Below are 26,583 nucleotides of genomic sequence, written 5' to 3'. Positions count from 1 at the left end.
AAGAAGTAACAACGGTTTTTCGACTTTTGTCTTGACTGTTGTCCCTGGTTACAAAAATAAGCCGAAATCCGTTATATCATTCTATTTTTACGATTACCAATACATTAATCATGATAAACTGGCTCAATAAACTCGTTTCGCTTGGAGGCTTCACCGCAACGCCCCTTGAAATCCTGGGCTTTCTGACAGGTGCGATTTATGTTTATCTGAATACCCGCCAGAATGTGTTGGGCTGGTTTTTCGGAATCATCAATGCAGTGCTTTATGCAGCGGTTTTCTGGCAGGTAAGACTGTATGCTGATATGGGTTTGCAGGGATATTATTTCTTGACCAGCATTTATGGTTGGTGGATGTGGAAATTTGGAGGGAAAAACCACGACGGGATTGAGGTAACATTTACACCCAAACACCTCTATCCAATTTTTGGGGCATTATTTGTTATCATTACCCTTCTTTGGGGATTTCTGCTCGGCAGATTTACAAATGCAAGCCTTACCTATGCAGATTCGGCCTTAACAGTTGCGAGCCTGATCGGTCAATGGATGCTGGCCAGGAAATACCTCGAAAACTGGATACTCTGGATCATCGCCGATGCCTGTTATGTAGTTATGTATTTTTATAAATCACTGCATCTCACCGCAATCCTTTACGCAGTGTTTTTAATTCTCGCAATGATTGGATATGTGCAGTGGCGAAGGGATGCGGTACGTGGTTCCGAGGTAGCTTGAATGTCATTTATAGTCAAGAATTGTCATTGGTTGTCATTGATAGTTTACTATTTCTTATACAATAAGTGACTATAAATGACCACATATGACAATACCTGACAACAAATAACTCCCTGCTATTCCAACTCCCCAAACGGAATCTCCTGATCTTCCAGGAAGCCCCGGATTCGCTCTGAATCCTGGAAAATGATCTGAAGGTCTTTTTTGGTAACGCCTTCTTCCTCATCCAGCCACTTCCAATCCTCGGCAGTAGCATCCAGCACATCAATAATCGACAGGATTTTATCCTCTGATTTTTCCTTCGAAAGCCATTCTGCGGAATGATCAATGAAAATGATCACTTTTTGCTCCTTAATCCATTCCAAATCATTCAACATCTGGTCGAGGACTTCCAGGTTTGCAACCGGCTCTTCCTCAAAATGCATTGCGGCCGCAACGTGGTCGTAAAATTCCCTTAACGTAGTGGATTTGCTGCCGTCGACAGCGGCGATAAACGCTCCCAGGAACGACTTACGGACATCTGATCCCTGCTTTGCAATCAGAAAGTGCGTGTTTTTCATAATAATGATATGCGATTAATGACCTTGCAAGATATGGAAAAACGCAAGCCCTGATCACTAAAAGGGCTGTCAATTACTTCAAATACCGCTTTCTTAACATTTGCATCATATGTACATTGATAGCCCATTGATCCGCCAGGGGCTGATTTGTAAATGGTACTGTTGGCAAATAATGAGGCGGGCCAAATTCGGTCAGGACCGTCAATGTTTCTCCACTTTTCACTTTCTGTTCAACCACTGCATCCCACCAGGCCAGGTGCGCTTTTACAGTTGCATCCCATTCCGGTGCGCGGGGATCATTCACCTGCGGCCCTTCCTCATGTCCGATCCGCGAGTGGATGTGGCCAACGCGCGACAACGCCAACTTCACCGTTTCCTGCTGATCTGTAAGCAAACTCTCATGTACATTACACCAATGCGAAATGTCCAGTGTTAACCTCAATTGGGGGTTTTTTTCGATGAAATTGCGGGTGATGTGTGCGGCAAAAAGCATTCTTCCGCGGTGGGTTTCATGGTAGATCGGAATACCGGTTTTTTCGGTTGCCTCTGAGGTATGGTCTATAAAAGCTTTGTTTTGATCATAGGTGAAGTGGTCCCGGCCACTATGGCAATTCACATACAAAGGCTTTTGCACATATTCGGTGGTCGCTGCGGTGATGGATTTTTTGAAAGCATCCAAATGGACAGCATAATCGGTTTCTCCCGAGCCGCAGAGAAAGCCTACTTCCAATCCGTGTTTTTTCAAAGCGGTAAACAGCTCATTTTGCTTGTCTCTGGTATCAGGCCACCAAATTTCTATTCCGTCATACCCTTCTTTTTTTACAGCTGCGCAGAAGGCGTCCGTGGTTCCTTCAAAGCCCCAGTTGGTTCCCAGGATTTTTAAAGACAATTTATTTTCAAATTGAAAAGGAGCTGCACTGGCCTCGGCAATTGCCTCAAACCCTGTCAAAACTCCTGCTGATGCGAGGGCACTGCTCATAAAATTACGACGGTTCATTTTAGAAGAATAATTCTTGATATTACTAGTGATCAAAGCTTTTTGGCCTCTGCTTTGGTAGATGTGGTGTCGCCCGCCCTTAAAAATTCTGCAACTGCCGCCTCATTAAAGCCATTGACAACCAATAAATCTGGATTTTGCTTGCTAACCTGGCTTACAGCGCTGTCGGTCACAGCGGACTGCCAGACGTAAACTGATCTGAGTCCCTTCATTCCAGCCACATTTTTCAGGCCAGCATCCCCGACTTTTGTATCAACCACATTGAGATATTCAAGATATTTAAGGCCTTTTAAACCATTGATACCTTTATCTGAGATCACCGTATGTTCCAGATGCAGCTTATTAAGATTGGGGAACTTGGAGATTTGTTCCAAAGCGGCATCGGTGATCTTAGTATCTCCCAATTTAAGCCATGCGATCTGCTCGGCCACCGGTTTAAGCAATTCCATCTGCTTATCGTCGAAATTGGGCGCGTTCACCGCACTTACCTCAATCAGGTTTTGGTCTTGCGATAATGTGTTGACGATCAATCCTGCTTTTCTTAGGTTTTCAAGTGCCTGTTCGCTGGCCGCCGGGACTTTCAGGCTCAATACAGCGGATTCCTGCTTCTTTGTTTTACCAAGGACTGCGCCCTGGCCCAGCGAAGCAAGCGCTGGTTTGATTGCTTCCGTCATTTTTAGCTCAGCTACCTTTTTGTCAGCCGGAGCGCCCTGATCTATCCACCACGAAATCAATTCGATCTGGTCGGTGGTTAATTGCGGCTTGCCTTTTGGTGGCATATGGTCATCATCATTTTCATCCAGCAGGCAGCGTTTGATCATATCGCTTTCCGATCCCTTGCCCGGGATAAAAGCGGGGCCGCCTTCGCCGCCTTTCAGTAACAATGCAAGCTGGTCGACCCTCAAATCACCTTTCTGTTTGCTTGCATTGTGACACTGGGCGCAGCGGGCTTGCAAAATTGGCTGCACGATTTCGTTGTAAACAACCGCTTGCTGCACGTCAGAAAGCGGTTTGATCTCCATTCCTTTCTCTTCCAACGGAGGAATTCCGGCAAGTCCACGGAATGGTTCAGGTGTGTATTGGGTGAGGTATCCCTGTCCGTGCGTCAGAGATCCGCCGTCATGTCCGGCTGTGAGTGTTAAAATAGTAGCCAATAAAAAGGCCGGTAAATAGATCAACGAGCCATATGGTACTTTGCTTTTAAGCCTATCCGATTTGATCAGCCAGGCAATCCAGGCAAAAACGGCCACGCCAATTCCCTGCCACATGTGATTATCCAGCAGTTGTTCATCGTACCCTCCTCCTAATGATAAAAGGTAACCCGCGACGCAGGCAAGCGTAGCGCCAATGGCAGAGAAAAACAGAATAAAACGAATTGCACTTTCGGAAACCGCCACTTTACCCGTACGTCGCCCGATTTCCAGCAATGCTGCTATCAATAAAAAACCGATTGGAAAATGCACCAATGCCGGATGGAACCTTCCGACAAACATCGCCCAGGAAGAGGCCTGGAGAAGCGGGTATAACATACTGATGATGTGACGGGTTTAGTTAAAATTTATTCTTTTATAAGTCAGGACAGCCTGAAAACCTCGGGGCAGCTGATTGCTTTTGGCGAGTTATCATCATTCACTTCCATAATGTCAGCCATATAGTCCCACCACTTTTTCATAATAGGTAATGCCGATAATGTCGCAGTCGTGTCATGATTTCCGAGTTTTTGAAAAGCAAAAAGAGCCAGCGTTATGGGGTCAATAAAAATATAGTATTCCATGATACCGGCATTTATGAGCAGTTCGCTAAGCTCCGGCCAGATTTCACCGTGCCGTCTTTGGTACTCCGCTTCATAACCCGGTTTCAATTGCATCCGGAATGCCTTAACCTGCCCATTTTCCATTTAATCCTGATCATTTAAGCGACTATTTCTTTAACTACCTTTCCTTCCGTATCCGTCAGCCTGAAATTGCGTCCCTGGAAAGGATAGGTGAATTTTTCATGATTAAAACCCATTAAATGCAGGATTGTAGCCTGTAAATCATGTACATGCACACGATTTTTTACACCATAATAACCCAGTTCGTCGGTTTCGCCATGGGAAAATCCCTGCTTCACGCCGCCGCCAGCCATCCACATCGTGAATGCATCCAAATGGTGGTCACGGCCCATAAATGGCATTACGAGACCATTTCTATTTTCCTGCATCGGCGTCCTGCCGAATTCCGCTCCCCAAATGATCAGCGTTTCTTCCAATAAGCCCCTCATTTTAAGGTCTTTGATCAAAGCCGCGATCGGCTGATCCGACTCCCTGCATTTCTGCCGCAATCCTCCTTCAACATTATGGTCTTTGGAAGTACCATGCCCGTCCCAGCCCCAGTCAAACAACTGGACAAAGCGGACATCATTTTCAACCAGTTTTCGAGCCAACAGACAATTCATTGCAAATGTCCCTTCACCCGGTTTCACGCCATACATATCCAGTATAAACTGCGGCTCCTTGGAAACATCCATCACTTCCGGCACAGACATCTGCATCCTGAATGCCATTTCGTACTGACTGATCCTGGTCAATATTTCCGGGTCCTGTACCTCTTCATAAGTCTGGCGATTGATCTCATTAATTGCCTCAATGGTCTGTTTCCGCATATCTCGGTTCATCCCACTCGGGTCGCTCACATACAACACTGGATCACCGCCGGTACGACATTGCACGCCCTGGTAAACCGACGGGAGAAAACCACTTCCGTAAACACTTTTACCTGCATCAGGCTGCTGTCCGCCTGAGGCTAATACAATAAATCCAGGCAAATTCTGATTTTCTGATCCTAGGCCGTAAACTGACCAAGCTCCAAGGCTAGGGCGCCCCAAACGCGCGCTTCCGGTATGCATGAGCAACTGCGCAGGCGCGTGGTTGAACTGGTCGGTATGCATTGCTTTCAAAAATGTAATTTCATCAGCAACAGTTTGTAAGTAAGGCACATAATCCGACATCCATGCACCGGACTGGCCGTATTGGGCAAAATTGCTTTGTGCACCAAGCATTTTCGGAACGCCCTGAATGAATGCAAATTTCTTCCCTTCCAAAAATTCAGCTGGGCAATCCTGACCGTGGTACTTCTGTAATTGGGGCTTATAATCGAATAATTCGAGCTGTGAAGGCGCGCCCGCCATGTGGATGTAAATCACCCGTTTGGCTTTTGGCAAAAATTGGGGAATCCGCGCATTGGCTATTCCGGTTGCACCGGCAGTTTCCGTGGAAGATGAACTGCATGAGCCCAAAAGCGAGCCCAATCCCAATGCCCCCAGTCCAAAACCAGCCGATTGCAGAAAATGCCGCCTTGTCTGGCGATGCAAATCCGCATGTTGAAGTTCCTTTAACAGCTTTTCCATATTTTTTTCTTTCATATCCCCTGGCTGAAGCAAGGGGCAATTGATAACAATATTGCTAGTCTCAGTTCAGCCAATGGGGCAATTGATAGCAGCAATCTATGTCCGTTCGGCTTCAGCCAACGGTCTCATTCTTTTGTTACAACATTATCCAGATTCAGCATTACATTGGCCGATATGGTCAATGCGGCTAATTCCGGAGACCTTTCTTTTCCATATGCGAGGATACTGTCCGCATCCACAGGCTTTTTCTGATATGCCGATAATGCTTCTTTGTAAACCTTCACCAGTACCTTCAAATTCTTCTGCTCGATGGGCTGGAATGTTAGCATTCGGTAACCCTCGGTCAATTGCTGTTCCGGCGTTTTGCCCCTTTTCTGCATTTTGGTTGCGAGTTTCTCTGCGGCTTCCAGATAAACCGGATCATTCAATGTAACCAATGCCTGTAATGGGGTATTGGTCAAAATTCTTCGGGACTGACAAAACTCCCGACTCGGCGCATCGAATGTTACCATCGAAGGATAGGGCGCTGTACGCTTCCAATAGGTGTAAACGCCCCGTCTGTACCGGTCCTCACCCTCGCTCAATGTCCATTTTTCACCACTATATGGCGACTGCCAGATTTTGTCGGGCTGTGGCGGCATGACGCCCGGTCCGTACATTTTATGAGAGATGAGCCCGCTGCACGCCAGTGCCTGGTCACGAACCTGTTCTGCGCTCAATCGTACACGCGGCCCACGCGAAATCCAGACGTTGTATGGGTCTTTTTCTAATTTATCCTGATCCGTTTTTGAAGCCTGCCGGTATGTCGCCGACATGGTAATTGTTTTCAGGAGTTTCTTAACACTCCAATGATCCTCTTCAATAAAATTGACAGCTAGCCAATCCAATAGCTCGGGATGCGTTGGTTCACTTCCCTGAGAACCGAAATCCTCAACGGTTTCCACAATGCCTTTCCCGAAAAGTTGTTCCCAGAAGCGGTTTACGATCACCCTACCGGTTAATGCATTGTCGCGGCTTACGATCCATTTTGCCAATCCGAGCCGGTCCTTCGAAGCACCTTTGGGCATTGGAGCCAGTAGTTTTGGAACATCCGGCTTTACTTCTGCTCCTTTCACCATCCAATTACCTCTTACGAACACATTTGTTTTCCTAGCAAAATCTCCTTTTCCCTCCCATATCACCGGCATTCCTTCGGTTGGCCGGGTTAACACCGTGGCATAATCGGCAACAATGTTTGGATAATCAGGTTTATCTGCGCCTGGCAAAGCTTTTTGAAATGCCATCCATGTAATCCTTACCCATTCCTCCGGCGTCTTCGGACTTTTCATTGATAAGAATATATCATGCTTTCCGGTAGTGGGAGTTACAGGCGCTATGACCACACTATCCCGAGCCGGAACTTCAATTTCTGAAATAACTGGCCCGTCCAATTTGTCCAGATGCAAGGTCATCACTGCATTCTCTGCCCTGGTCGAAACATTCATGACAACATTATCCGCACCCGTAAGGTTAACCTGCGAAATCTTCGCATTCCCATTGTTTTTGACACCATAATAAGATATTAGCAAAACAGTCGATTCGTCGCCTTTTACAAAATTGTGGGCGTTGATCTTGGGCTCCATCACCTTTATAAATTGGGTTACCTCCTCAATTTGCTTGGGATTATTTTGCCTGATCCAATCCTTAACCCGCTCAACCCGCACCGAATCTTCTCCTTTGTAAAATCTTAATTTGGGCCACTCGTCCCATACATCCTCATCCCTGGAGCTATTGAAAAACGCCATGTATTTGTAATAATCTTCATGCGGAATGGGATCATAAGGATGGCTGTGACATTGAATGCAACCGAAAGTAGTTCCCTGCCAAACTTCCCAGGTTGTGTTTACGCGATCGATCTGTGCGGCAATACGAAATTCTTCATCATCAGTTCCTCCTTCATTGTTAGTCATTGTATTGCGGTGATAACCAGTAGCAATCAGGTTTTCTTCCAATGGAAAGCCATTCTTATCCTTTGGAAGCAAATCGCCCGCCAATTGTTCGATTGTAAACTTATCGAAAGGCTTGTCATCATTAAATGATTTGACCACATAATCGCGATATCGCCACATGGTGCGTCCGCCGTCGCTTTCATATCCCTTGGTATCTGCATATCGGGCCAGATCCATCCACATGGATGTCCATCGCTCACCATAAGAAGGGGATTTCAACAGCCGGTCAACTACTTTTTCGTATGCATTTTCCGATTGATCATTCTCAAAATCAACCACTTCCTTCTCAGTCGGAGGAAGTCCTGTCAAATCCAGGCTGACCCGTCGGATCAATGTAGCACGATTGGCTTCGGGAGATACGGAGAGGTTTTTCTCTTTAAGTTTTTCAAGAACAAAATTGTCTATCTCATTTTTAGCCCATTTTTTATCCCCAATATTCAGCAACCCAAAAAGGTTGCTGAAGTTATCTAATGACGGCACTTCTGGCTTTTCAGCCCGTTTGTAAGACCAATGTGTTTCCCACTTTGCACCTTCATTGATCCACGTACGAAGAATATCAATGTCGTCCTCATTGAGCGGATTGCCGTTTTTCGGCATTCTCTCCTCTGGGTCGTCGCTCATAATGCGCCGGATCATTTCACTGGAGTGTGCATCTCCGCGAACGACAGGGATTTTACCTGATTTGCCGGGTTCCAACATTTCATGTTCAAAAAGGAAGCTAACGTCGCCTGCTTTCTTAACACCCCCATGACAGCCCATGCAATTTTTATTGAGAATTGGCTTTACCTGTGTGTTGTAATCAATCCCGGAATTTTCCCTGTTACCCCACCACGACCACAAGCCAACGGCCAATCCCAAAATTCCGGTGAGTATGACTATTCTTCTTAACATGAATGATTGAATCTTTTGCGAATTTTAATTTACTTAAAATTGAGCAAATAACCGGTAAGGTCCGCCAAATCTTGCTCGTTCAGATTCAGGGCAGTAGGTTCCGGCATCATGGATAACGGCATCTTTTCCCTGCTTTTGATCTGATCTGCTTTGACAGCGTGCTGCTGTCCAGAAGCGTCTTTCAAAACAACATTGGCACCATCGCTCATTAAGAATCCGAAATAAGTTTCACCGGCTTTGGTCACAATGGTGTAACTCTCATATCCAAAACCCATTGCGGCAGATGGATTGATAATGGCGTCTAAAAGCCCAGCTTTATCAAACTTCTTATGAATTTGGGTCAGATCCGGACCTATCTCAGCGCCTTTTTCCCCATGTTTATGGCAAGCTGCGCAAGTATTGAAAAATACTTTTTCACCATTGGAAGGAACGGCAGACATTCTGGCTATAAAATCCGTCTTCAAAACCTTTCCGTTTCGTGGAAAAAACTGGCTCGCGATCACCCGCACATTCTGATCGGGATGCTTAAAAATGATCTCGCTCACCGATTTGGCGATGGTATCCTGTAATTGCCCCTGTACCTGCATATCTACGAGAATATTTCCACCGTCAGGATCAGCAGCCATTTTTTTGGCCAATTCAATGCGGGTTGATAGATCCTGATTTTTATCAGCTACCGTTTTCTTTATTTCCAGCATTTTTTTATAAGCTGGAGACATGGCTACCACAGCCTCTTCCCAATTGGCCAGATCAGCCCAATCATTTGTTTTCCGGAAATTGAGCCACCAGGAAGCCTGTGTAGAAACATCAGGTAAAGTAGATTTCGATAATGATACCATCGCATCTACCGCCTTTTTATCGTTGATAAAACCGATGGCTGTGAGTGCTTTACGACGTTGAGATGGTGATATCTTTTCAGACGAAGCCCTCATTTTCAGGTCATTAATAGCCTCGGTAGGATGCAGCCGCCAGATCAGATTGGCTTTGCTATTTTCCCACTTCTCGGGAGTGGAAGGGAATTTTTCATGCACATAAGCATATACTTCCTTTTCCTTGCCCAAGGCTGCGGTACCGATCGCTTCCAGCATCCACGGATCCTCGCCATCGTATCGATTGATCAGTTCTTTAATTACAGGCAAAGATTTTTTCACATTCAAATCCCGAAGAGCAATGCCAACTTCCCGCCTCACAGCGGCATCCGGATCTTTCGCCATTTGCATTAAATGCTTTTCCGCATCTCCAACAGACTTCAATGCCCTGAAAGCAGTTAGCCGATGTGCAGCATTGCTTGACGCCAAAAGTGTTTCCACTTCTTTCTGGCCCTTTTCACCCAATTGCGACATTAACCAAATTGCTCGGGCTTGGTGAAAAGGATTTTCAGCTGTCAGCAGTTTCTTAACGTCTCCGATAACTGTTTCACCCTTCTTTTTCAAACCTTCAAAACCAAGCGCACGAACATTGATCGCTGGATTTTTCAATGCTTCGATCAATCCTGCAGTTGTTGAAAAGTCTATTTTAGGAACGGTTAACTTTTTGCCTTTTGGCGTGATGCGGTAAATTCTTCCATACCCTTTTTTGTCTTTCATCGCGTGACCTCCCACTACCGGATCGTACCAGTCGGCAACGTAAAGCGCGCCATCCGGCCCGACGGCAGCATCGGACGGGCGGAACCATTTTCTGAAATCATTATCAGTTTCATACCATTCATATCGTTCATTGGCCTGTGGAAATGAGCTGATCAGGTTTTTTCTATCCAGTGTAAAACCGGCACCTTTCACAACGGGCTGATAGGCGAAGATCACATTGCGGCCCGCTTCGCAGCTTAGCAATGTTCCGCGATAGTTTTCGCCCAATGCATCGCCCTCGTAAAAAACAGTCCCTGTGGGCGAGCCAGCACCCGTATTATCTCCGGCGGGCATCACGCCCGGATCTTCCTGATGCCAATGTGTTGTGAAAATATCCTGTCCCGGACGGCGGTCGGCTTGCCAAAAGCGATTACCATCTGCCGAAAAATACCCGGCGTTTCCGCCTTCCTGCAAAAATGAAACGCGACAGGTAATGACCTGATCGTCATTGTCATTCTGCCACATATTGCCGTAGCTGTCCAGGCAAACCTCGTAACTGTTCCTGAAATTATGACCAAGCACTTTCAGGCCGGTACCATCGGGATTTATTCTCAAAGCAAGCCCTCCTACCCACACTTTCCCATCATCCGATTTCTGGTTTCCCTGATTCGATTTATTATAAGGCGTCCCGCCGAAGTATAAGCTCCCGCTTCTTAATGTCCAGCCACTTTTATCCGTGACCTTGTGCGGACCAGCATTTCCCGTATTAAAATAATACTTTCCGTCGGGGCCAACGATCAGCGAATGAAGGGAATGATCATGGTCAAAACCGCCGAAACCGGTCAGGAACACTTCGCGGCTGTCGGGTTTGTCGTCACCGTCTTTATCTGTATAAATAATAAGGTTAGGCGCGCAGGATACGATTGTTTTGTTGCCAATAACCGCAATGCCCAATGGCGAGGTCAGCAATGTATCCTCTACAAAAACTTTTGAAGATTCGGCTTTCCCGTCGCCGTCCTTATCTTCCAATATCATGACCCGGTCGCCTTTTTGCTTGTGGCTTAGCCGCTCGGCTGGTTTGGTATTGAAATCGCGATAATTTACTGCCTCAGTAATCCAGACGCGACCTCTTGCGTCGATATCCATGTTTGTCGGATTGTAAAACAACGGTGCTTCCGCCCAAAGGGTCGCTTCCAGATCATCCGGCACATATAGTTTTGATGAATCATCTTTGCTGACGACCGCGCTTTCGGATTGTTTAGGTGCTAAATGTTTTTTACTCCCAAACTGTATTGCAGTAAAAAGCAGTAATACAGTACCTGCCAGAAAAAAGGCAGCTTTAGGCTGTGTGAAAGTCGTTGAGGTCATGTTAGTTAAAGGAAAAAAGGCCTTCGAGATACTTCCGGTTTTGCTGATAGCATTCAATGAGTTCTGCTCCCGGAGGTGTCGCGCCTTCGATTTGCATCCAGCCCTGATAACCAATGTCTTTAACTGCTTTCGCGATTCTTGGCCAGTCCATCGTTCCCTGACCCAGTTTCTGGCCGTTTTCCTTCATATGAAGTTCGCAGATAAGGTCTTTACCAAGCATTGGAATTTCCTTAAAAACATCATTTCCAGCGTCGGCGGCATTACGAAAATCGTAGTATACTTTCACAGCCTTCGATCCGACGGCGTCAATAATGTCGATATGTTCCTGGGCGGTTAAATAGGATTCAATTCCCAGCGTAATCCCTTGCTTTTCTGCATGCGGCGCTACTTTTTTAAGTCTTTCAATCACGGCTTTTTTACCTGCTTCATCATTTCTCAAATCACCGTCTGAGAAAAAAGCGAGCAATATCACTTTCACGCCCAATGCTTTGGCGGCATCGACACTATTCCGGACCCACGCTTCTGTTTCCGGTTTGGATTTATAAGGCACGCGGTTAAGTTCGCCAATTGCCAGGCTTGACACCTTAATTCCGGTGCGTGCCGAGGCTTCCTGAATTGATTTTAGTGTAGCTGGATTGGAGAGACCGATGTAATCCTTCCCGGTATTATAGCTTACCTGTATTCCTTGCAACCCAATGGTTTTCGCACGGTCGAATGCTTCGGGATTCAGGCTTTTTCCTACCGACCAATCGCATGCTCCAAGTTGAAATTGGGGAGCGGGTTCGAACAAGGCACCGCTAGTAGCAGCCGCCCACAAAAGCGCGCTGCTTTTGATCATCGCTCGACGATCAAGTTGGACATGATTCATGATGATGGATTTGGGATTTGACTTACCTTCTAAATCGCTCAATCCATGTATTCTACTTATTGATTAGCCTTTGCGGCTACTTGCTGAATGCATCTTCAATGTGACGGATATCTATTTTTCCATTTGTAAAAATCAGAATGGAGATAATGTCGAAACGGACATCGAAATGCCAGTCTTTATCAAAAATGTAATTCTCCGCTGCCTTCATGATTGCCCGGGCCTTGGTTACATTCACAAATTCCTCCGGCATGCCATAGGCGATGCCGCTTCGCGTTTTTACTTCAACAAAAATCAGCATTTTGTCTTTTTTGACGATTAAATCAATTTCAGCATACCTGCCTCTGAAATTTTTCTCAATTATCTCAAAACCGTTTTGAATCAGAAATGTAGCAGCCGTCGCTTCGCCCCAATGTCCTGTATCGTTGTGTGCTGCCATTTGAAAATTTATGTTGAAAAACGCGAAGCCGAACATTTCAATACGGAAATAGCGTTGTACTAGCTGTAAGTTTGAAATTTCGCATTCAAGTCTTTTTCCTTAGACGTCGCGTTTTAGAATAAGTATCAGGATAAGAAAAATATATTTTCGGAAAGCATTAAAAATGAATACCCTCATTAATAAGCAGGTACAATTCAAGGACTTAGGCTTGATTGATTATCAAGACGCCTGGGATTTTCAGGAAAAAGTATTTGCAGAAACTTTGGCGGTCAAGACGCTTAACCGCACTTTGGCCGACAATGAAAAGGTGTTAACCCCTAATTACCTGTTCTTTTGCCAGCATCCGCATGTCTTCACATTGGGCAAAAGCGGCAAGCCAGACCATTTGCTTTTATCAGAAGACGATCTCTCCAACAGGCACGCCAAATACTACCGAATCAACCGCGGAGGCGACATTACTTACCATGGACCAGGCCAGATTGTGGGTTATCCGATACTGGATCTGGATAATTTCTTCACGGACATCCACCTTTACATGAGGACATTGGAGGAGGCTATTATTCTCACATTAGCGGAATATGATCTGCATGCAGGACGCATTAAAGGGTTAACTGGCGTCTGGCTGGATTTTGAAGAGCAGATCAATCCACGTAAAATATGCGCATTGGGTGTAAAGGCAAGCAGATGGGTGACCATGCATGGATTTGCGCTGAATGTCAATACGGATTTGTCTTATTTTGGAAACATTGTTCCTTGCGGTATTGAGGACAAAGCAGTAACTTCTATGTCAGCGGAACTTGGCGCCGAAGTAAATTTAGAAGAGGTATCATATAAACTTAAAAACCATTTGGCGCAGTTGTTTCAAATGGAATTGAATGTAGCAGATTAATGAAAAAGGATATTATTTTCCATCCTGTGAAAGGAATTCAGGTTGCTATTGTCAAAAATACGACCGAATTGAACCAGGAGGATTGGAGTGTAATCGTGATCAATCGCAATGATCAGCCAGTCACAAATGTTTTTGTCACTTCAAAAGGATACAGTAACAGTGAATCCGGTGACAATTCGGATCAGAAAACTTCGACGTTAAGACACTTTTTTGCGGAGATCGGCGCGGGTGAACACATGGTTGTCGAACCGATCATCCCGGACGTTTTTCACCTCAATAATGAATTCTGGGTGAGCTATTTTATCGGAAAACAGATCTACGATAAAAAGTTTATCTTCGTGCCTGACAGCATTGTAGAAGCCAATCTCCTGCATATTGACCCGCCCGGTTTGCCTGGGGTGTTGCATGACTAGAATGTCACGGGTTGTCATAAATTGTCATTTATAGCCAAGGTTATGATTTGTAAATGGAGAGAATACAATTCATAACTATACCTGACAACAAATGACAATTTTATGACAATAAATGACTATGAGTGACACCAAAAGGCCAAACCGAACAATTCGTAACTACATTCACAACTACCCACACTATGACAGACGATTTCAGAAGACGGGCTAAGAATTTTCTTTTGCTTGACATTGAGACGGTTTCCGCATTTGCATCCTATAACCAGCTTCCGGAACGGATGCAGAAGCTTTGGGACAAAAAAGCATTGACTATCAAAAAAGGCGATGAATCGGTTAGTAATGCCGAACACTTTTACGATCGCGGCGCGATTTATGCAGAGTTTGGAAAGATCGTTTGCATTGCTTTTGGCGCTTACTATTGGAATGATAGAGATGAGCTTGCTTTCAAGGTTAGCAGCTTTTCGGGTGATGACGAGGTCCAGCTGCTTTCGCAATTCAAAGCATTAATTGAAAAATATCCGGCAGAGCAATTGATTCTCTGTGCACACAATGGTAAAGAATTCGACTTCCCATTTCTCTGCCGCCGCATGCTGATCCATTGCATTGAAATACCAAAAGCATTACAAATGACGGGGAAGAAGCCGTGGGAAATCCTGCACCAGGATACGATGGACCTTTGGAAATTTGGTGATTATAAAAGTTATACTTCCCTCGATCTTTTAGCGGCGGTACTGAATGTTCCTGGAAGTAAAAATGAAATGAGCGGTGACCAGGTTACGAAGGTATATTACGAAGAAAATGATCTGGCAAAGATTGCCAGATATTGCCGCGAAGATGTGGTAGTGCTTGCGCAGCTATATCTTCGGTTGAACTGTTTTCAACAAGTAGCGGCAGAAAATATTATAAGAGTTGAAAGTTAGCGGACTGCTCAAAGATTTAAAGAATACATGAAAGAAGACAAGAATAAAACAAAAACATTTAAAGAAAGCCGGGCGGAGAATGCCCCCCACCACATTGTTTCCTACATCGACAACCTGAAAGCGGATATTGCGGCTTTCTTTGATTTAAATAGTGAACATTCCTTCCGGACATTTGATGTCCACGATCATTTTGGCGTACAGGATAAAAAGGTACGCCAGCTAATTAACGAAATACTACACGAATTGGAAGAGGCCGGAAGGCTGATTTACAATAACGGCAGCTATGCCGCAGCACCCGATGTTAAGCCTGTAATTAAAGGACTTACCGGTCGCATTGACCGGGTTAACAAGTCTTTTGCATTTGCCATAGTCGACGGCCGTGACGACGATATCTTTATAGAGGCCGAGCTTTTGAACGGTGCCTGGGACGGTGACATTGTCAATGTGCAGCAATTGACCAAAAACAACCGAGGTTCGAGAAATGGTCGTAATGACGCAGGGAAAAACCGGGTTGAAGGCCGGGTGACTGATATTGTAACCCGCTCGAATGCGGAAATTGTTGGTATCATAGAAATTAACCAGCGTTATGCGGTTGTCCAGCCGGATAACAAAAAACTTTTTGACCCGATTTTCATCGAAGTTGATGAAACAGGTGAGGCAGAGGATGGAGATAAGGTCATTGTAAAGGTAAAAGAGTGGCCTACGAGGAGGAGTCAGGCGGAAGGTGAGATTGTAACTGTTCTGGGCAAAGCCGGAAATAATGATGTAGAAATGCACGCGATATTGGCAGAATTTGGCCTGCCGTATCAATTTCCAGAAGCTGTCGAAGCAGAAGCGAAGAAAATTCCCGATAAGATCGCCAAAAAAGATATTGCCAAACGTCTGGACATTCGAAACGTACTTACTTTCACTATTGACCCTGTTGATGCGAAGGATTTTGACGACGCACTTTCTGTAAGGTATCTGGAAGACGGTGTTGTGGAAGTTGGTGTGCATATTGCTGATGTTTCGCATTACATTCTGCCAGGAACAGAATTGGAAAAAGAGGCTTACAGAAGGGCTACATCGGTTTACCTGGTCGACAGAACGGTGCCGATGCTTCCTGAAAAGCTATCTAACAACCTTTGTTCATTGCGGCCCAATGAAGACAAACTGGCATTCTCAGCCATTTTTGAGATTAGTTTGCTTGGAAAAGTGATTAAACAATGGTTTGGCAGGACGGTAATCCATTCGGATAGACGTTTTAGCTACGAAGAAGCGCAGGCTGTGCTTGATTCGGGAGAAGGTGATTTCCCCGGAGAACTTACTACATTAAATACGCTGGCGAAGATATTCAGGAAAGAGCGCTTTAAAAATGGAGCAATTAATTTTGACACGCCAGAGGTTCGATTTAAGCTGGATGAAAATGGTAAGCCTCTTGGAATTTACCAAAAAGAGCGCCACGATTCGAACAAACTGATTGAAGAATTCATGTTGCTGGCTAATAAGCGCGTTGCCGAATACGTATACGCTCTTTCGAAAGGTGATGTGAAAAATACCATGGTGTACCGTGTTCACGAAGCGCCTGATCCGGACCGTTTGAAAACCTTTGCAACGTTTGTAGCCAAACTTGGCCTTAAACTGGAATTGGACGAGGAAAGCAAAATTGCCAAATCCATGAACGATATGCTGGCCAAAGTGGAAGGTAAGCCTGAACAAAACCTGATTGAATCACTGGCGGTTCGCACCATGGCGAAAGCGCGGTATAGCACAGAAGATCTGGGTCATTTCGGTCTGGCATTTAAAAGATATTCACATTTTACATCGCCGATACGAAGGTACCCAGACGTACTCGCGCACCGGCTTCTTCAGCATTACCTGGACGGCGGCGCTTCGGTAGATAAAGAGGCGTACGAAGCGGCTTCCAAACATTCTTCCGAAAGAGAACGGCTTGCTGCGGAAGCGGAAAGGGCTTCTATTAAATACAAACAGGTCGAATTCATGAGTACCATGGATAAGGACCTGGCATTTGACGGGATCATTACTGGCGTAACTGAGTTCGGGATATTTGTTGAGATCACTGAAACTGCATCAGAAGGCCTAATCAGAATGACCGACTTAGGTGATGATTATTATGAACTGGAAAAAGAAAATTACCGGATTGTTGGCCAGCGCACACGGAAGATCTACACATTTGGCGATCCAATAAAGGTGAAGGTAAAGGATACGAACCTGGCCCGCAGGAGTATGGACTTGTATTTGGATGGCACGATTCCAAGTGAGAGTCGCGGAGGTGGCGGATCACGGAGTGGTGGCTCTAAAAGTGGTAGCAGCTCCCGAAACATTGGCCCTCGCGAAGAGAGTAGAAGACCTCGCGAATCAAAATCTACCGGTAGGAGCCGCAAACCTGCATCAGCCGCTTCTCCTAAGCCCAAGAAGAAAAGGAGATAGCCTATCTTAAACCAGCATTTTTGCTTTTACTTTTTGACCTAGTGCATCAACCTGGTTTGAAAGTAAAAGCAGCCCTGCTTCTAGGTGTTTATCCAACTCTTCGGGAGTTGCAGTATTGTTTCTTCGGATTTCATCCCAAAACTCCCTTTCTGTCTTTGCAGATTGCAAAGTGAGGTATTTCTTATAAGCCTGTTGAAAAAATTCTGGCAGTGCATGTTCGTTCATCATTGTCCTAGCTGTTTTTTGATGTCATTTATCATGTCAAGTATATCGTCTATGTGGCTTTCCATTTGCGAGCGGTTCATACTACCTACTTCATTGCGATACTTAACATAAAAATCGAGAATATTTTTCAAATTTTTAAGTTTCTCTTCGAGAACCTGCCGCTCTTTTTCCGACATACATTTTCTAATAAGTGTGCATCACTAAAATCATAATGTCAGACTTACCGGAATAAAGATTTACAATTTTTATTTTAAGGTATATCCATCCAATATTAGGCACGGCAGATTAGAATGTTCATGACAGCTCCTTTGGTTTAAAAAAAATCATATGCTCGCCGATCGCAATTTTCTACTCCTATTTCTTTTAATTTCATTCTCAACCTTCGCCCAAAAATCTTCCGACAAAGAAGAATGGCAATCGCTATTTAACGGCAAGGACCTAACTGGCTGGGATATCAAAATTGCCGGGCACAAAGTCAATGATAATTACAAAAACACATTCATTGTCGAGGACAACATGATCCGTGTGAACTACAAAGAATACGAGCGATTTACCACTGAATACGGCCACATGTATTACAATAAGCCGTTTTCACATTATAAACTCCGCCTCAAATATCGTTTCACAGGCAATCAGGTTCCGGGTGGCGCTTCCTGGAATGTCAGGAATAGCGGTATCATGCTGCATTCACAATCTGCGGCCAGCCTTGGAATCGATCAGGATTTCCCGGTTTCCCTGGAAATGCAATATCTTGGCGGCTTAAATGCGGGCGAGCGCAATACCGGAAATCTCTGTACGCCAGGTACAATCGTGGACGTCGATGGCAAATTAGCTGAGGCACATTGCATCAATTCTTCCTCTAAAACATACAATGGAGATCAGTGGGTTACCGCAGAAGCAATCGTTCTCGGAGACTCCATTGTTTATCATCTCATCGAGGGAGATACCGTTCTTGTTTTCACAAATCCCAAAGTAGGAGGCGGTTTTGTCGGAAAAACCCATACTTTTAAAGATGGTAAAGTGGGTGACGAGGAGGATTGGGTAAAGAAACAAAATACGCCATTAGGCAGTGGCTACATTGCATTGCAGGCAGAAAGCCATCCGATTGATTTTAAAAATATTGAATTGCTTAACTTAAAAGGGTGCATGAATCCAAAAGCAACCAATTATAAATCCTATTACCAAGTGGCTGACAATAACGCCTGCACATTTAAAAAGTAATCATTATAAACAAAATCTGCACAAGAAATGAGTCTTATCCAGCGCGTCAAACGCAAAGCCGAAGCTCTCAAAAGCCAATACTTTCCGCTAAAAGAATTTGATAAGTCTACACTTCCCTGGATAGACCAGGATAAGCCGGACATTGCAGGTTTTCTTGAGAAAAATCCACCAAGGTATGATGTGCCTTACGACATGGCGGACAAGCTTAGAAACTGGCAGCAAAACGGATATGTCGTCCTCGAAAACATTATTCCCGAGCCTATGATTGATAAGTTTTGGGGAGATTTCAGGGAATTGGTTAGCCATCCGGAAAAGTATGATTTGTCGGTACGGATTGATTTAGACGAGTTCAAGCCCAACCAGGAACGGAATATTAAAGAATTTCCAAAACAGGCGTTACAAGGTAAATATGTGAAAATCAATGATTTTCACAATTCTTCCGTTGCAGGTAAGAAGCTGATGACGCACCCTTACATTGTCTCCTTTCTGGAAGCAATCTTTAATGAGAAGGTAGTGGTCATGCAAAGTCTGGTTTTTATGTATGGTAGCCAGCAACCTTCCCACCAGGATTATCCCTGGGTTACTGCGAAAATTCCAAGCCATTTGGCTGCTGCATGGATTGCGCTTGAAGATATTAAAATCGACTCAGGCCCGCTGTATTATTATATTGGATCCCACCGCATGCCGAAATTTAATTTTGGCTCTGGCATTCTGTACAAAAAGGATTCTACAAAGAATGCGCTTGAATTTGCCGATTATCTTGACAAAACCTGCGCTGAGTTAAAGTACCCCAAAGAAACGCTATTGATCAAGAAAGGCGATGTGCTTATCTGGCATTCGGCATTGGCCCATGGAGGATCAATGATCACTAATCCTGGACAAACCAGAAAATCATTTGTCTGCCATTATTCCACCGAAAAAGCGCTTCCTTACCACCGCAATTTTCCGACTCAGGTGCCAATTAAACAGGATTATAACGGCGTATATATTTATAATAACCCCATTTTCCCTCAATCCGAAGATGTATTGAAATAACTATTGAGCCAGGGTTTTTGGTTTTTTATATTTTTGCAAAAAAGATGGACGTTTATGCTGGATAACAGGCTCGTCCATCTTTTGTTTTTAGTCTCTTACTGGAAATAAAGTTTAATGAAAAACACCTTGCTTCGGCTTATTCTACTATTGGGTTTTTTGGTCGGAGTAAATTGGTTGGCGTCCATCTTTTTTGTTAGGCTGGATCTTACCGAAGATAAGCGTTATAGCATTTCTGACGCTACCAAACAACTTCTGAATAACCTGGATAAGGATATTGTTATCAATGTGTATTTATCAGGAGAATTTCCGGCTGGTTTCGAACGGCTCGAAAGTGCTACCCGCGAAACGCTTGATGAGTTTAAAAACTACGCCAACGGTCACCTGACTATCAATTACTCAGATCCTTCACAAGCGTCTAATGAGGAGCAGCGTCAAAAGCAATATGTAAATCTGGTCGACCGGGGATTGGTACCTACCAATGTCTTTGCCAATGAAGACGGCAAGCGAACAGAAAAAATCATTTTTCCGGGCTTAATCGTTCAAGCTGATACCCTTTCCGTTCCAGTACAGTTACTTAAAGGAAATAATTCAAGTATTAACGGACGTAAAACAAGCTCTCCCGAGGAGCAGCTAAACCAGTCGTATGAAGGCGTTGAGTTTGAGATTGCCTCTGCGATCAGGTTATTGGACAACCAGCAACAAAAAAAAATAGGGCTGGTCGTCAGCCACACCAAGATTTCCCCCGCACGATTAAGCGACCTCATTGCCTCAATACAACAGAATTACGACGTTTTTCTCGATATGAATAATCCGGAATCCTATGAAGGATTGGATGCGTTGGTTGTATTGAAGCCTGACAGCGCTTTTTCTGAGGATGAAAAGTACAAGCTGGACCAATATGTGATTGGCGGCGGAAAAGCGCTCTTTTTTGTGGACGGTTCAAAAGTCGATAGTATCAGCCTGGACGGAAGCTATGCCCAGCCGCTCGACCTGAACTTGAATGACCTGTTTTTCAAGTGGGGCGCCCGGATTAATACGAATCTTGTGAAAGACCTCAACTGTGCTGAAATTCTGCTCAATGTTGGTAACATGGGTGATAAGCCGGAAATCAAACCTATGTCCTGGCGTTTTTTTCCTCTACTCAATAATTTTGGCCCGCATCCGATAACCCGAAACCTGAACGCAGTTTATTCCAGGTTCCTAAGCACCATCGATACAGTTGGCGGGAATTCGCAGATCCAGAAAACCCCATTAATCATGACTTCCAGATATACGCAACTTTTGAATGCTCCGGCATTAGTCGGATATAACGAAGCGCGCAAGCTGCCACAGCCGTCCGAATATACATCCGGAGTAAAGATAGGTGCCGTGCTGTTGGAAGGTACTTTTACGTCTCTCTTTCAAAACCGCATTTTACCCTCTGATCCCCGTGCCACAAAATTTAAGGCCACAGGAAATACCGGAAAGGTGATTATTTGTTCAGACGGAGATATCATAGTAAACGATTATGATTATAAAAGGAATGCTCCATTACCTCTTGGTTATGACCGCGTAACCAGGCAAACCTTTGGAAACAAGGACTTCGTAATGCATGCGCTTGATTTCATGACAGATGCCAACGGTCTGATCAGTTCCAGAAGCAAGCAGATTGAAATTCGTGCATTGGACAAAATCCAGATTCAGGAAAACAGAAAATTCTGGCAGGCTATCAATTTGCTGCTTCCAATTGCGCTTATCGCCATTTTTGGGGCGCTGCGCTACTATTTCCGTGTTCGAAAATTCGGCTGACACTGGGTGCTTCGTCGGTAATTTTTTATACTTTTGTTCCCTACAAAATGATTTAGAAATCATCCACAATATTTTTATCATCTAAACACTTACGTCACAAATTATGAAGTTTGTCGTTTCGTCATCAGTTCTTCTCAAACAGCTATCTGCTATAAACGGTGTCGTTTCAACGAACCCAATTGTGCCCATACTCGAGAATTTTTTACTAACTCTGGAGGGAAATTCACTAACCGTAACTGCCTCGGATCTTCAAACGGTGATGATCACAGAGATCGAAGTAGAGTCTTCCGAAAAAGGCGCTATCGCAATTCCTGCAAAATTGCTGCTGGATACGCTTCGCGGACTTCCTGAGCAACCGATCACATTACAAGTCAATAGCGAAACTTTCGGAACTGAAATTGTTTCGGATAATGGCAGATACAAATTATCCGGAGAAAATCCGATCGATTTCCCGAAAACGCCAGCGGTTAACAGAGGTCAAGCCGTTGACTTTTCCTCATCATCCCTGGGTGCTGCCATTGCAAATACACTTTTCGCAACCAGTACAGACGACCTTCGTCCTGCAATGACAGGTGTGTTTGTACAAATGGGAACCGAAAATGCCACTTTTGTCGCCACGGATGGACATCGGTTGGTGCGTTACCGACGTACAGACATTAAGTCGGATGTAGATACTTCAATGATCATTCAGCGAAAGGCTTTGAACTTGTTGAAGTCTTGTCTTCCATCTGAGGATCTTCCTGTAAAAGCAGAGTTTACATCATCCAATGCTTTTTTCAGCTTTGGGAATATCCGCATGATCTGCCGTTTGATCGACGAACGTTTCCCAGATTATGAAAACGCAATTCCTACCAATAATCAGAATTCACTTACCATTAACAGAATGGAAATTCTGAGCTCACTCAGACGTATTTCCATTTACTCCAATAGGACAACGCATCAAGTACGGTTGAAGATGGCATTAAATGATCTTGTTATTTCTGCAGAGGATCTTGATTATTCCAATGAAGCCAATGAGCGGTTAATGTGTGAATATAATGGCGATGATATGGAAATTGGTTTTAATGCTAAATTTCTGATTGAGGTACTTGGTAACCTTTCCAGCAAAACAATCACATTCGAACTTTCCGCTCCAAATCGGGCAGGGTTGATCATTCCTGTGGATCAGGAAGAGAATGAAGATATCCTGATGCTGGTAATGCCAGTCATGCTAAATACTTACGTTTAGTCGAAAATATTCATCTTTAAGTCAAATCCGGAGCTAATGCTTCCGGATTTTTTGTGTCAAAACATTATTAATCAACATTTTAACAAAAATTAACTTCTTATTACGAAAAAAATCGTAGGTAGAGCTTGCATGTACGATTTTTTTCGTAGACATTTGGTACGAAGATTATCGTAAGTAAACAAAAAGCCATGTATATTAAACCAACTGACTCTGAATTAGAAATTTTAAACAACCTGTGGCAGGCAGGACCCAGCACCGTACGATCTGTGCATGATGCACTTTCAGTGACTAAGGATGTTGGTTATACGACTACATTGAAGCTCATGCAGATTATGCATGACAAAGGTTTGCTTTACCGCACCGAGCATGGAAGATCGCACATTTATGTGGCGCTCCTAGGCAAAGAGGAAACCCAGCAAAATCTTTTAGGTAAATTGGTTGACACCGTATTCCAGGGCTCGGCCGCACAAATGGTGATGCAGGCGCTTGGAAATCATTCAACTTCAAAGGAAGAACTAGAAGAAATACGCGAGTTATTAAACAACCTGGAAAACAATCGTTAGTCATGAAAACTATTTCCAACTTACTTTCCGAATCAGCGGTAACAGCCTTTGGCTGGACGCTTATCCACTCTTTATGGCAGGGAACAGTACTGCTGGCTCTTGCAGCCGTAACTTTTTATCTGTTGCGAAAATGCACAGCCAACATCCGATATGCGGCGGGGATTGGTTTCCTCACTCTGCAGGTTTTTATGTCGATCGCAACATTTACCTACTACCAGTTGAAAATTACTGCTGTGATCCCGTCAGCCAAATCAGCAATCTCGCTTGGCAGGCATTCTTTCATGCCTGTCCTGAATGCTGCCAGAATGCAACTCCCAATTACGGTTAAAATTCAACTTTGGTTATCTGCTCATCTAAATGAACTGGTTATTTGCTGGCTTATCGGGGCAGCATTCCTTTTGTTACGATTTGCCGGTGGTTGGATTTTTACGGAAAGGCTGCGATCGAACGCTAAAATTGTGATGGACCGAGAATGGCGTGCGAGATTTGGGGTAATCATTGCGAAGATGAACATTTCCCAATCCATCGAATTCCGAGAATCCGCCAAGGTGCTGACACCCATGGTTATTGGAGCATTTAGCCCGGTAGTTCTTATTCCCTTAGGTCTGCTTTCCGGATTTTCTACTTCACAAGTGGAGGCTATCCTGGCACATGAATTGGCGCATATTAGGCGAAACGATTATTTGGTCAATATGCTTCAATCTCTTGTGGAAGTGGTCTTCTTTTTCCATCCTGCGATCTGGTGGCTTTCGGAGCGGATACGCACCGAGCGTGAACATTGCTGTGACGACATTGCATTAAGTGTTTGCGGAGACAAAATTTCGCTGGCACACGCCTTGGTAAAGGTGGCGGAATGGCAAAATGCGCCCAGAATGGCAATGGCATTTGCTTCGAAACGGCCGCTCCTAATGCAAAGGGTTCAGCGCGTTCTTGGGCTTTCTCCAAAATCTGCAAGGACATTTGGACGCATACCTGTGATGCTGTTTGCAATGAGCCTTGTTATTGGAGTCTCTGTGTATGCCGTGGCTCAAAAAGTTGAAAAAGCCAACAAGAGAAAGCCAGCTTATCAAACCGAGAAAATAAAAAATCTCAATTCTGGTAATACGGAAGACGTGGAGGATGCAGTTGCGGCAATTGCTGAAATTTCACCTGATATAGAGATAGCCGAGGCTCCGGAAGTAGATATAGACGAAATAGCCACAATTCATTTTGATGACGACTCTCTGAACAAAAAGATGAACGAGATCCATCGAAGGATGCAAGCTCTTCAGACTGAGATGGAGCCACTTAATCACCGCATGGAGGAAATCAATCTTGAGATGGAAAAGCAACGCTTTGAGGTAGAGCGCTTTCACAGGGAGATGGAGAAGCTTGAATGGAAAAAAAATACGGCGATGGAGTTAAGGTCTGATCTGATGGAGAAAAGGTCTGAACTATTTGATGGCAATCGGAAAGCCAATCAAACCAAACAGGCGGAACCGGATATTGACAAACAACTGGCTGATTTTGAACAACAAATCAAAAAACAGGAAGAAACCGTTTCGGAACTGAACAGTCAGATCGCTGCAACCAGAAAAGAAATTTTTAAGGCTGAGGAACCCATTCGCAAGCTGGAAAGCGAAATGGAAGAGATCAATGAGAAGGTTGAGGATATCAACGGCAAAATTGGACTGGAATCTCTTGGATTTGAAAAGATTGAAGCAACTGCGAGGCCAAGAATGGCAAGGACGGCGCGCGTGAACCGAAATTTTAATGGACACAGAGTTGCTCCCCCACCTCCGCCCGCCAAAGCCAAAGCGCCTAATCAGATCCTAAAACCTGCCAAGGCCCCGGCTCCGCCGAAAGCCCCGCCTGTGGCACCAGCCGCACCGATAAAGAAATGATCTAAAAATGAGCCGTAGAAAAAACGGCTCATTTTTGATTTTATCGGATTACTCAACTTCGATAATCACATCGTCGCTCATAGGGTGTGTAACACAGGTCAAAATAAAACCTTCGTCTATTTCAGCCTGCGATAGCGCATCTTCTTCGTCCATCTGAACTTTCCCTGAAACACATCTGCCCATACAAGCCGTGCACATTCCCGCCTGACATGAGTAAGGCAAGTCGATATCCATATTCAGTGCAGCTTCCAACACTGTTTCATGTGGTTTGACGGCGACTTTATATTCCGTACCTTCATAAAACAACGTTATCTCTCTTTCTTTCAATGAATTCTCTTCTTCCAGTACAACTTCTCCTGGCTGTGTAGCAGTTACCGTGAGAAAACTCTCTTTTCTGATTTTATTCTCAGAAACCCCAAGAATTGCCAGAGCCCGGTTGGTTTCTTCCATCATATCCTCAGGCCCGCACAGGAAAAACTCTGCTTCTGCCTTTTTCAAAGAAGGAAGCATTTCGATGATTTTCAAAAGATGTGATTTATTTAAACGCCCGGTTTGACCTTCCCACATCTCCGAAGGTTGGCTCAAAGTGTGAATAACTTTAAACCGTTCACCATACTTTGCCTGCAACGCTGCAATTTTATCCTTAAAAATGACGCTATTCTCATTACGACTTCCGTATATCAAAAAAACCTCACTTTCCCCCTCGACCATTAGTATTGATTTTAGGATTGAAAACAATGGTGTTATACCACTCCCAGCACCTATAAATACCACTTGCCTGGTTTGATCGTCTGCTTGTTTTGGAAAAAAAGCGCCCATAGGCTCCATTACTTCCAGCACATCCCCTTCCTTGATGGAATCCAGCAACATATTGGATGCATAGCCGCCAGGAACCCGTTTGATTGTAATTGCAAGGGAAACATCCGTATAAGGTGAACTCGACATCGAATATGACCTTCTCATTTTCTTGTCATCTTGCGGTAACAAGATCGTCAAAAACTGCCCGGGACGATACGAAACGACTTCGTTGATCGGATGCCAGAAGTGTATGGTCGAAGCCTCATCTGTTTCTTTTTCGACTTCCTTAACTTTTAAGAAATAATATTTGCTCATTGGAAAGAAGCTACTAGCGATTACCACTAGCTATTTTTAATTTGACAGGCATATTGCCTATTATCACGCCAGTTATGTTAATCTTCACTA

22 protein-coding genes are annotated in these 26,583 nt (G+C 44.4%); 11 read left to right on the top strand and 11 right to left on the bottom strand.

Annotation, left to right across the window (positions count from 1 at the left end):
• The first annotated feature begins 110 nt into the window (after positions 1–110).
• Positions 111–728: a nicotinamide riboside transporter PnuC gene (gene pnuC / locus FHS68_RS00415; protein WP_167266072.1), complete on the top strand. Its 618-nt coding sequence runs from the start codon at positions 111–113 to the stop codon at positions 726–728.
• 116 nt (positions 729–844) lie between these two features.
• Here pnuC and FHS68_RS00410 read toward each other — a convergent pair whose 3' ends face one another.
• The 9 genes from FHS68_RS00410 to FHS68_RS00370 all read right to left on the bottom strand — a co-directional run bounded on the left by FHS68_RS00410 (position 845) and on the right by FHS68_RS00370 (position 12,788).
• On the bottom strand, positions 845–1,288 hold the full coding sequence (locus tag FHS68_RS00410; RefSeq protein ID WP_167266069.1) for a barstar family protein: 444 nt from the start codon (positions 1,286–1,288) through the stop codon (positions 845–847).
• 73 nt (positions 1,289–1,361) lie between these two features.
• Positions 1,362–2,285: a sugar phosphate isomerase/epimerase family protein gene (locus FHS68_RS00405; RefSeq protein ID WP_167266066.1), complete on the bottom strand. Its 924-nt coding sequence runs from the start codon at positions 2,283–2,285 to the stop codon at positions 1,362–1,364.
• A gap of 32 nt (positions 2,286–2,317) precedes the next feature.
• A complete protein-coding gene (locus tag FHS68_RS00400) occupies positions 2,318–3,814 on the bottom strand; it encodes a c-type cytochrome domain-containing protein (protein ID WP_167266064.1) in 1,497 nt (498 codons plus the stop codon).
• Between the two features lie 44 nt (positions 3,815–3,858).
• The gene (locus FHS68_RS00395; RefSeq protein WP_167266061.1) at positions 3,859–4,182 is read right to left on the bottom strand and encodes an L-rhamnose mutarotase; all 324 of its coding nucleotides are present in this window, start codon (positions 4,180–4,182) and stop codon (positions 3,859–3,861) included.
• A gap of 14 nt (positions 4,183–4,196) precedes the next feature.
• The gene (locus FHS68_RS00390; RefSeq protein ID WP_167268638.1) at positions 4,197–5,672 is read right to left on the bottom strand and encodes a DUF1501 domain-containing protein; all 1,476 of its coding nucleotides are present in this window, start codon (positions 5,670–5,672) and stop codon (positions 4,197–4,199) included.
• Positions 5,673–5,797: 125 nt separating this feature from the next.
• Positions 5,798–8,551, bottom strand: a complete 2,754-nt coding sequence (locus tag FHS68_RS00385; protein WP_167266059.1) for a DUF1553 domain-containing protein — start codon at positions 8,549–8,551, stop codon at positions 5,798–5,800.
• 29 nt (positions 8,552–8,580) lie between these two features.
• Complete coding sequence (locus tag FHS68_RS00380; RefSeq protein WP_167266056.1) at positions 8,581–11,484, bottom strand: PVC-type heme-binding CxxCH protein; 2,904 nt, start codon at positions 11,482–11,484, stop codon at positions 8,581–8,583.
• Between the two features lies 1 nt (position 11,485).
• A complete protein-coding gene (locus FHS68_RS00375) occupies positions 11,486–12,352 on the bottom strand; it encodes a sugar phosphate isomerase/epimerase family protein (RefSeq protein ID WP_167266053.1) in 867 nt (288 codons plus the stop codon).
• A 76-nt stretch (positions 12,353–12,428) separates the two neighbouring features.
• The gene (locus tag FHS68_RS00370) at positions 12,429–12,788 is read right to left on the bottom strand and encodes a YraN family protein (protein WP_167266050.1); all 360 of its coding nucleotides are present in this window, start codon (positions 12,786–12,788) and stop codon (positions 12,429–12,431) included.
• A gap of 163 nt (positions 12,789–12,951) precedes the next feature.
• Here FHS68_RS00370 and lipB point away from each other — a divergent pair, with 163 nt between their 5' ends.
• The 4 genes from lipB (at position 12,952) to rnr (ending at position 17,437) form a co-directional block, all read left to right on the top strand.
• Positions 12,952–13,677 carry a lipoyl(octanoyl) transferase LipB gene (lipB, locus tag FHS68_RS00365; RefSeq protein WP_167266048.1) on the top strand — a complete coding sequence of 242 codons (726 nt, stop codon included), beginning with the start codon at positions 12,952–12,954 and terminating at the stop codon, positions 13,675–13,677.
• Positions 13,677–14,090: a hypothetical protein gene (locus FHS68_RS00360; RefSeq protein ID WP_167266045.1), complete on the top strand. Its 414-nt coding sequence runs from the start codon at positions 13,677–13,679 to the stop codon at positions 14,088–14,090. Before lipB ends, FHS68_RS00360 begins: the two co-directional genes overlap by 1 nt.
• 179 nt (positions 14,091–14,269) lie before the next feature.
• The gene (locus tag FHS68_RS00355) at positions 14,270–15,007 is read left to right on the top strand and encodes a 3'-5' exonuclease (protein ID WP_167266042.1); all 738 of its coding nucleotides are present in this window, start codon (positions 14,270–14,272) and stop codon (positions 15,005–15,007) included.
• Positions 15,008–15,034: 27 nt separating this feature from the next.
• Positions 15,035–17,437: a ribonuclease R gene (gene rnr, locus FHS68_RS00350; RefSeq protein WP_167266040.1), complete on the top strand. Its 2,403-nt coding sequence runs from the start codon at positions 15,035–15,037 to the stop codon at positions 17,435–17,437.
• 6 nt (positions 17,438–17,443) lie between these two features.
• Here rnr and FHS68_RS00345 read toward each other — a convergent pair whose 3' ends face one another.
• On the bottom strand, positions 17,444–17,665 hold the full coding sequence (locus FHS68_RS00345; protein WP_167266037.1) for a hypothetical protein: 222 nt from the start codon (positions 17,663–17,665) through the stop codon (positions 17,444–17,446).
• A 324-nt stretch (positions 17,666–17,989) separates the two neighbouring features.
• Here FHS68_RS00345 and FHS68_RS00340 point away from each other — a divergent pair, with 324 nt between their 5' ends.
• From FHS68_RS00340 to FHS68_RS00315, 6 genes are all read left to right on the top strand, one after another.
• The gene (locus FHS68_RS00340; RefSeq protein ID WP_167266035.1) at positions 17,990–18,883 is read left to right on the top strand and encodes a 3-keto-disaccharide hydrolase; all 894 of its coding nucleotides are present in this window, start codon (positions 17,990–17,992) and stop codon (positions 18,881–18,883) included.
• 27 nt (positions 18,884–18,910) lie between these two features.
• On the top strand, positions 18,911–19,918 hold the full coding sequence (locus FHS68_RS00335; RefSeq protein ID WP_167266032.1) for a phytanoyl-CoA dioxygenase family protein: 1,008 nt from the start codon (positions 18,911–18,913) through the stop codon (positions 19,916–19,918).
• A 114-nt stretch (positions 19,919–20,032) separates the two neighbouring features.
• A complete protein-coding gene (gene gldG / locus FHS68_RS00330) occupies positions 20,033–21,706 on the top strand; it encodes a gliding motility-associated ABC transporter substrate-binding protein GldG (RefSeq protein ID WP_167266030.1) in 1,674 nt (557 codons plus the stop codon).
• A gap of 103 nt (positions 21,707–21,809) precedes the next feature.
• Complete coding sequence (dnaN, locus tag FHS68_RS00325; protein ID WP_167266027.1) at positions 21,810–22,934, top strand: DNA polymerase III subunit beta; 1,125 nt, start codon at positions 21,810–21,812, stop codon at positions 22,932–22,934.
• 188 nt (positions 22,935–23,122) lie between these two features.
• Positions 23,123–23,497, top strand: coding sequence for a BlaI/MecI/CopY family transcriptional regulator (locus FHS68_RS00320; RefSeq protein ID WP_167266024.1), 375 nt, complete (start codon positions 23,123–23,125; stop codon positions 23,495–23,497).
• A gap of 2 nt (positions 23,498–23,499) precedes the next feature.
• On the top strand, positions 23,500–25,380 hold the full coding sequence (locus FHS68_RS00315; RefSeq protein WP_167266022.1) for a M56 family metallopeptidase: 1,881 nt from the start codon (positions 23,500–23,502) through the stop codon (positions 25,378–25,380).
• Between the two features lie 48 nt (positions 25,381–25,428).
• On the opposite strand, the gene FHS68_RS00310 is transcribed toward FHS68_RS00315, so the two are convergent.
• Positions 25,429–26,493, bottom strand: a complete 1,065-nt coding sequence (locus FHS68_RS00310; protein WP_167266019.1) for a ferredoxin--NADP reductase — start codon at positions 26,491–26,493, stop codon at positions 25,429–25,431.
• Positions 26,494–26,583 lie beyond the last annotated feature (90 nt).

Source organism: Dyadobacter arcticus (assembly GCF_011762185.1).
Taxonomy (GTDB): domain Bacteria; phylum Bacteroidota; class Bacteroidia; order Cytophagales; family Spirosomataceae; genus Dyadobacter; species Dyadobacter arcticus.
The sequence above is the reverse complement of the archived record's forward strand: the minus strand, read 5'-3'. Positions and strand labels throughout refer to the sequence as shown.